We start from the raw sequence: 6469 nt of genomic DNA, 5'->3' as shown, positions 1-6469 counted from the left end.
ACCACTGGTGGGCCAGCTCGTGCACGACCACGGACACGTTCGTCCCGCTCGCGAACTGCCGCGGGCTGTAGAACGGCCGGGTCTGCGTCTCCAGCGCGTACCCGGTGTTGGTGTTCGGCACGTACCCACCCAGCGCGTTGAACGGATAGGGCCCGAAGTACTCGGACAGCCAGTCCGCGACCTCCCCGGTCCGCTCGATGCTCGCGCGCGCCGCCCCGTAGTTGTCGCCCAGATCCTTGCTGTAGGCGTTGACGATCGGGATGCCGCTCTCCGACGTCCCGGTCGTGAGGTCGAACTTCCCGACCGCGAGCGTGGCGAGATACGTGGCCTGCGGCTTGTTGGAACGCCAGCTGTAGCGCGTCCAGCCGGCCCGTGAACTCACCGACTGGAGCGTGCCGTTGGAGATCGCCTGCGAACCGTCGGGCACGGCGACCGAAACGTCGTACGTGGCCTTGTCCAGCGGGTGGTCGTTGCTGGGGAACCACCACCAGGCGGCCTCGGGTTCGTTCGCCCCGACCCCGCCGTCCGGGGTGCGGTGCCAACTGGTGAACCCGTACGCCTTCTTGGAGGACGGCACCCCGCTGTAGCGCACCACGACGGTGACGGCCGTGCCCTTGGGCAGCGGGTTCTTCGGCGTGATCTCCAGCTCGTGCTCGCCCGAGGTGGTGAACGAGGACTTCGTGCCGTTGACCCGCACCTCGCTCACATCGAGCAGGAAGTCCAGATTGAAGCGCGAGAGATCCTGCGTGGTCCTCGCCAGGAGGGTCGCCGTGCCCTCCAACTTGTCCGTCTCCGGCTGGTATTGGAGCCGGAGGTCGTAGTGGGAGACGTCGTATCCGCCGTTGCCGTAGGCCGGGTAGTAGGGGTCGCCGATGCCCGGCGCTCCGGGGGAGTAGTCGGCCGCCGATGCCGGGATCGCCAGCAGCAGGGAGGCCGCGAGTGCGCCCGGGGCGATGAGTCTGCGGTGCACGTCAAGCTCCAAGTCGTAGGGGCACGAAGTCTGTTCGGAGCCTATTCAGTCCCTGTGGGCCCAGCCCTGTCCATGACCGCTCCTGTCACACGATCGCCATTCGGCCGACATGAGCGACCCCGTCCCACGCACCTTTCAAGCCACACCATCGGCCGAACTCCCACCCACCCCAATCGGCCCTCTTTTGCACAGGAGTTGACCGGAGTACCTTCCGCGCATGCGGACACCTGCGCGCTACAAGCGCTTCACCAACTGGAGATCGCTCGCGACTGCGGCCACAGCCGCCCTGATGGCCACGCTCCTCACCCCGGTCGCCGCCCACAGCGCCCCGCGGGAGAGCGCCCCCGTCTACTCGTACGAGAACGCGATCCGCGAATCCGTCTGGGTGGACACCAAACTGGACGGCGACAGCGACGGGAAGACCGACCGCGTCGCCGTCGACATCGTCCGCCCGCGCGAACCAGCCCAGCAGGGCCGCAAGGTTCCCGTGATCATGGATGCCAGCCCGTACTACTCCTGCTGCGGGCGCGGCAACGAGAGCCAGCTGAAGACGTACGACGCGAACGGCGACGTCGTCCAGATGCCGCTCTACTACGACAACTACTTCGTGCCGCGCGGCTACGCCTTCGTCGGCGTCGACCTCGCCGGGACCAACCGCTCCGACGGCTGCGTCGACGTCGGCGGACGCTCCGACGTCCAGTCCGCGAAGGCCGTCGTCGACTGGCTGAACGGCCGGGCCAAGGGCTACACCTCCCGCACGGGGACCACGAAGGCCAAGGCCGGCTGGACCAACGGCAAGACCGGCATGATCGGCAAGAGTTACGACGGCACGATCGCCAACGGCGTCGCCGCCACCGGAGTCGAGGGCCTGGAGACGATCGTCCCCATAGCCGCCATCTCCTCCTGGTACGACTACTACTTCGCCAAGGGCGCCCCCCTCTACGACTCGGGCCCCGAGTGGCTTTCCGACTACGTCGAGAGCCCCGACGCCCGCGCCAGGTGCGCCGCCGTCCAGCAGAAGATCGTCGACGGGGCCCCACGCACCGGCGACTGGACGAAGTTCTGGACCGAACGCGACTACGTGAAGGACGTCCGCAAGGTCGACGCCAGCGTCTTCGTCATCCACGGCATGCAGGACCTCAACGTCCGCCCGAAGCACTTCGGCCAGTGGTGGGACGGCCTCGCCGAGAACGGCGTCGACCGCAAGATCTGGCTGTCCCAGACCGGTCACGTCGACCCCTTCGACTTCCGCCGCGCCGAGTGGGCCGACACGCTGCACCGCTGGTTCGACCACGAACTCCTCGGCTACGACAACGGCATCGACGACGAGCCGATGGCCGACATCGAGCGCGCCCCCGACCAGTGGGTCACCTCGAACGTCTGGCCGCCGCGCGCCACCGACACCGTGAGCCTGCGCCCGGGCAAGGGCGCCCAGGCGGGCGTCGGCACCCTGTCACTGCGTACCGGATCGGGCGCCGAAACCTTCACCGACGACCCGCGGCAGGACGAGACCGACTGGGCGGCCCGGATCGACCAGTCCACGTCAGCCAAGGCCGGCTTCACCACCAAGCCGCTCACCCGTGACGTCCGCCTGTCCGGCTCCTCCAAGGTGACCGTCACCGCCACCCCGACCACGTCGAGCGCCCATCTCTCCGCGGTCCTGGTCGACCTCGGCCCGGACACGATCCGTGACTACTCCGCCTCGGGCGAGGGCATCTCCACGCTCACCGACCGCACCTGCTGGGGCCCGAGCACCACCGGCGACAGCTCCTGCTTCAAGGTGACCCGGGCGAAGACCGCGGCCGTCGACTACACGGTGTTCAGTCGCGGTTGGGCCGACCTCGGCAACCACGCCTCCGACGCCAAGGGCGAACCGCTCACTCCGGGCAAGCGCTACACCATCACCCTCGACCTGCACGCCAGCGACCACGTCGTCCCGGCCGGACACCGCCTTGCGCTGATCGTCGCCGGTACCGACGAGGGGCTCATCGACCCGCCGTCGAGCACCCCGACCCTCGCCCTCGACCTCGCGCGCACGAAGGCCAGTGTGCCGCTCGTCGGAGGCGCCGCCGCCTTCGCCCGCGCCACCTCGGGATCCTCGTACGTCACCCCCGACGCCACCCTCGACGGCATAGGCGAGCCGCGCGCCACGCACCGCGTACCCGGAGGCACCCACTGATGACACCCCGCGGCACAGGAATACTCGCCCTGACGGTGGCGGTGCTCACCGCACCCCTCCTGACGGTGCCCGCCCACGCGGCCCAGACCCCGCCCCGTACCGGATTCGAGCAGACCGACGGCGCACGCTGGACCACCCAGCCCGAGGAGCAGGACTTTCTCGCCGCCGTCGACAAGTCGAGCAGCCGGGTGTCGATCAGCCGGATCGGCACGACGAAACAGGACCGCCCGCTCCGGCTCGTACGCATCGGCAACAGCCATGCGGCCAACACCGTCCTGCTGGTGTGCAGCCAGCACGGCGACGAACCGTCCGGGCGCGAGGCCTGTCTCACGACGGTCCGCGACCTCGCCTACGCGAAGGACTCCGCCACGCGGAAGTTCCTCGACCGGACCACGCTGCTCGTCGTGCCCACCGCCAACCCGGACGGCCGGGCCGCCGACACCCGCGGCAACAGCGACGGCATCGACATCAACCGCGACCACCTCGCGCTCCAGACGGCCGAGGGCCGCGCCATGGCCGCCGTCGTCCGCGACCGCAAGCCCGACGTGATCTACGACCTGCACGAGTACGGGGCCACACCCCCGTACTACGACAAGGACCTCTTCGACCTCTGGCCGCGCAACCTCAACACCGCCGCGGCCGTGCACGACGAGGGGCAGACCCTGTCGCAGGCGTATGTACGGCCCGCCGCGCAGGCGGAGGGCTACTCGACCGGCACGTACGGAATCTGGACCGACCCCGTCACCGGCGACCCGATCCGGCAGGTCGCGGGCGACGGACAGGAGCGGATTTTGCGGAACATGTCCGGCGTCAAACACGGCGTCGGACTGCTCATCGAGAGCCGCGTCGACCCTCTCACGGACGCCGAGAAGGCCGACGAGGCGCTCAACAACAGGCGCCGCGTCCACTCTCAACTGGCCGCGCTGGACGGGCTGTTCGAGTTCACGGGCGAACGGCGCAACCGGGTCGAGGCGGCCACGACGGCGGCCCGGCTGGCCGGTTACCGGGACACCGGGCCGGTCTACGTCGGCGGCGCCGACAACGACCCGGCCGAGCCGTCCGAGATCATCGCGGACCCGCCCTGCGCCTACCGGCTGACGGCCGACCAGTACGCGGACGTCAAGGACGAACTCGCCCTGCACGGGGTCAGTACACGGCAGGACGCCGAAGGCGCCTACGTCCCGCTGCGCCAGTCCCTGCGCGCTCTCGTCCCGCTGCTACTCGACGAGCGCGCTCCGTACCACCTCACAGCTGGGGAACCCGACACCGACTGCTGAGGCGGGTGAGATCTGTAGCACCTGTGGTAGGTCGTAGGGCATAGCGAGGAAATGGCTTACCCACGGTTTCCAGGGGAAGGTGCCGCAGATGACTGAAGACCTGAGTAAGAGGGGAGGCCGGGAAGGTCCCACGGACATTCCCGGCGGCCCCGGTCAGCACACCGACTGGGTGGTGTTCGGCGTCACCGCCGCCATCACCCTGGCCTTCGTGATCTGGGGATCGGTCGCCACCGACTCCCTGAAGAGCGCCTCCGACACGATGCTCAGCGGCCTGATCCACAACGGCGGCTGGGCCTTCATGCTGGCCGCATCGGGCTTCGTGGTCTTCGCACTGTGGCTCGCGATCAGCCGGTACGGCAGGATCCACCTCGGCGCGGAGGGCGAGGAGCCCGAGTTCAAGACCGTGTCCTGGGTCGCGATGATGTTCAGCGCCGGTATGGGCATCGGCCTGATGTTCTACGGCGTGAGCGAACCGCTCTCCCACTACACGACCCCGCCACCGGGAACCGACCCCGCGGACTCCGCGGAACGCATGCAGACGGCGATGGCGACCACCCTCTTCCACTGGACGCTGCACCCCTGGGCGATCTACGCGGTGGTCGGCCTCGCCATCGCCTACAGCACCTTCCGCAAGCGCCGCCGCCAGACGATCAGCGCGGTCTTCACCCCGCTCATCGGGGAGAAGCACGCGAACGGCAACGTCGGCCGGGCCATCGACGTCCTCGCGATCATCGCCACCGTCTTCGGCTCCGCGGCCTCACTGGGCCTCGGCGCACTCCAGATCGGCTCCGGATTCACGGAGCTGGACTGGATGGACAAGGTGAGCGACAGCCTGCTCGTCGTGATCATCGCCGTCCTGACGGTGGCGTTCGTCGCCTCGGCCATCTCCGGCATCGAGAAGGGCATCCAGTGGCTGTCCAACATCAACATGGTGCTCGCCCTGGTGCTCGCCGTCTTCGTGTTCGTCGCGGGCCCGACGGTCATCGTCCTCGACCTGCTGCCCACCTCGGTCTTCTCCTACCTCGGTGACCTGCCGCAGCTGGCCGGCCGCACCGAGGCCAGCACCGGCGAGGGCGTCGCGGACTGGCTCGGCAGCTGGACCGTCTTCTACTGGGCGTGGTGGATCTCCTGGACGCCCTTCGTCGGCATGTTCATCGCGCGCATCAGCCGCGGGCGCACCATCCGGCAGTTCGTCGGCGGCGTCATCCTCGTGCCCAGCACCGTCAGTCTCGTCTGGTTCGCGATCTTCGGCGGTACGGCGATGAAGCTGAAGGAGGGCGGCGCGCTCGGCGGCGAGTCGACCCCCGAGGGCCAACTCTTCGGCGTCCTGCAGGAGTTCCCCATCGCGACCGCGACCAGCCTGCTCGTGATGATCCTCGTCGGCATCTTCTTCGTCTCCGGCGCCGACGCCGCGTCCATCGTGATGGGCACGCTCTCCCAGAAGGGCGCCCTCGAACCCGGCCGCTTCGTCGTGGTGTTCTGGGGTGTGGTCACCGGCGCCGTCGCCGCCATCATGCTGCTCGTCGGCACCGAGGGCAACGCACTCCAAGGCCTGCAGAACCTCACGATCCTGGCCGCCGCGCCCTTCGTCCTCGTGATGATCGGCATGTGCATCGCCCTCATGCGCGACCTGCGCCGGGACCCGGTCATCGTGCGCCACGAAATGGGCTCCGAGGCCGTCTCGCTCGCCGTGATCGAGGGCCACAAGAAGTACGACGGCGAATTCGAGATCAGGGTCGGCCCGGGCGCCGGCACAGAAACGGAGGGCGACCCCTTGGGCCACGACCACGGCTGAGGCCCGGTGGGCCGGGCCAGTCTTGGTTGCGGGTTGCGGGTTGCGGGTTGCGGGTTGCGGGCTGCGGGCTGCGGGCTGCGGGCTCGGCGAGCGTGGCGCCGGGGGCCAGGAGCGGCGAGGCCTTCGTCTTTTAGGGGCGCGGGGAACTGCGCACCCAGCCACAACCAACCCGCACCCGACAAACGGCCTTCACCACGGGGCGCCCTGCGTTCACCACAGGGCGCCCCGTGGTGAACGCAGGGCGCCCC

The 6469-nt window shown here is 69.2% G+C and carries 4 protein-coding genes; 3 read left to right on the top strand and 1 reads right to left on the bottom strand.

Annotation, left to right across the window (positions count from 1 at the left end; all coding sequences use genetic code 11):
- Positions 1-970: gluzincin family metallopeptidase (locus AOK17_RS33280; RefSeq protein ID WP_483855184.1), on the bottom strand; the 970-nt coding region annotated here is incomplete at its 3' end.
- 217 nt (positions 971-1187) lie between these two features.
- Here AOK17_RS33280 and AOK17_RS33275 point away from each other — a divergent pair.
- The 3 genes from AOK17_RS33275 to AOK17_RS33265 all read left to right on the top strand — a co-directional run bounded on the left by AOK17_RS33275 (position 1188) and on the right by AOK17_RS33265 (position 6221).
- On the top strand, positions 1188-3149 hold the full coding sequence (locus AOK17_RS33275; RefSeq protein WP_055616303.1) for a Xaa-Pro dipeptidyl-peptidase: 1962 nt from the start codon (positions 1188-1190) through the stop codon (positions 3147-3149).
- Positions 3149-4426, top strand: a complete 1278-nt coding sequence (locus AOK17_RS33270; RefSeq protein ID WP_055616302.1) for a M14 family metallopeptidase — start codon at positions 3149-3151, stop codon at positions 4424-4426. Before AOK17_RS33275 ends, AOK17_RS33270 begins: the two co-directional genes overlap by 1 nt.
- Before the next feature lie 88 nt (positions 4427-4514).
- Positions 4515-6221 carry a BCCT family transporter gene (locus AOK17_RS33265; RefSeq protein ID WP_055616304.1) on the top strand — a complete coding sequence of 569 codons (1707 nt, stop codon included), beginning with the start codon at positions 4515-4517 and terminating at the stop codon, positions 6219-6221.
- Positions 6222-6469 lie beyond the last annotated feature (248 nt).

Origin of the sequence: Streptomyces phaeochromogenes (assembly GCF_001418655.1) — a bacterium.
Taxonomy (GTDB): Bacteria; Actinomycetota; Actinomycetes; order Streptomycetales; family Streptomycetaceae; genus Streptomyces; species Streptomyces phaeochromogenes.
This window is presented reverse-complemented; position numbering and strand designations above follow the sequence as displayed.

Excerpts from the sequence above, each read along its gene's own strand:
- AOK17_RS33270 (WP_055616302.1), top strand. The coding sequence starts at position 3,149 with ATGACACCCCGCGGCACAGGAATACTCGCCCTGACGGTGGCGGTGCTC.
- AOK17_RS33275 (WP_055616303.1), top strand. The coding sequence starts at position 1,188 with ATGCGGACACCTGCGCGCTACAAGCGCTTCACCAACTGGAGATCGCTC.
- AOK17_RS33265 (WP_055616304.1), top strand. The coding sequence starts at position 4,515 with ATGACTGAAGACCTGAGTAAGAGGGGAGGCCGGGAAGGTCCCACGGAC.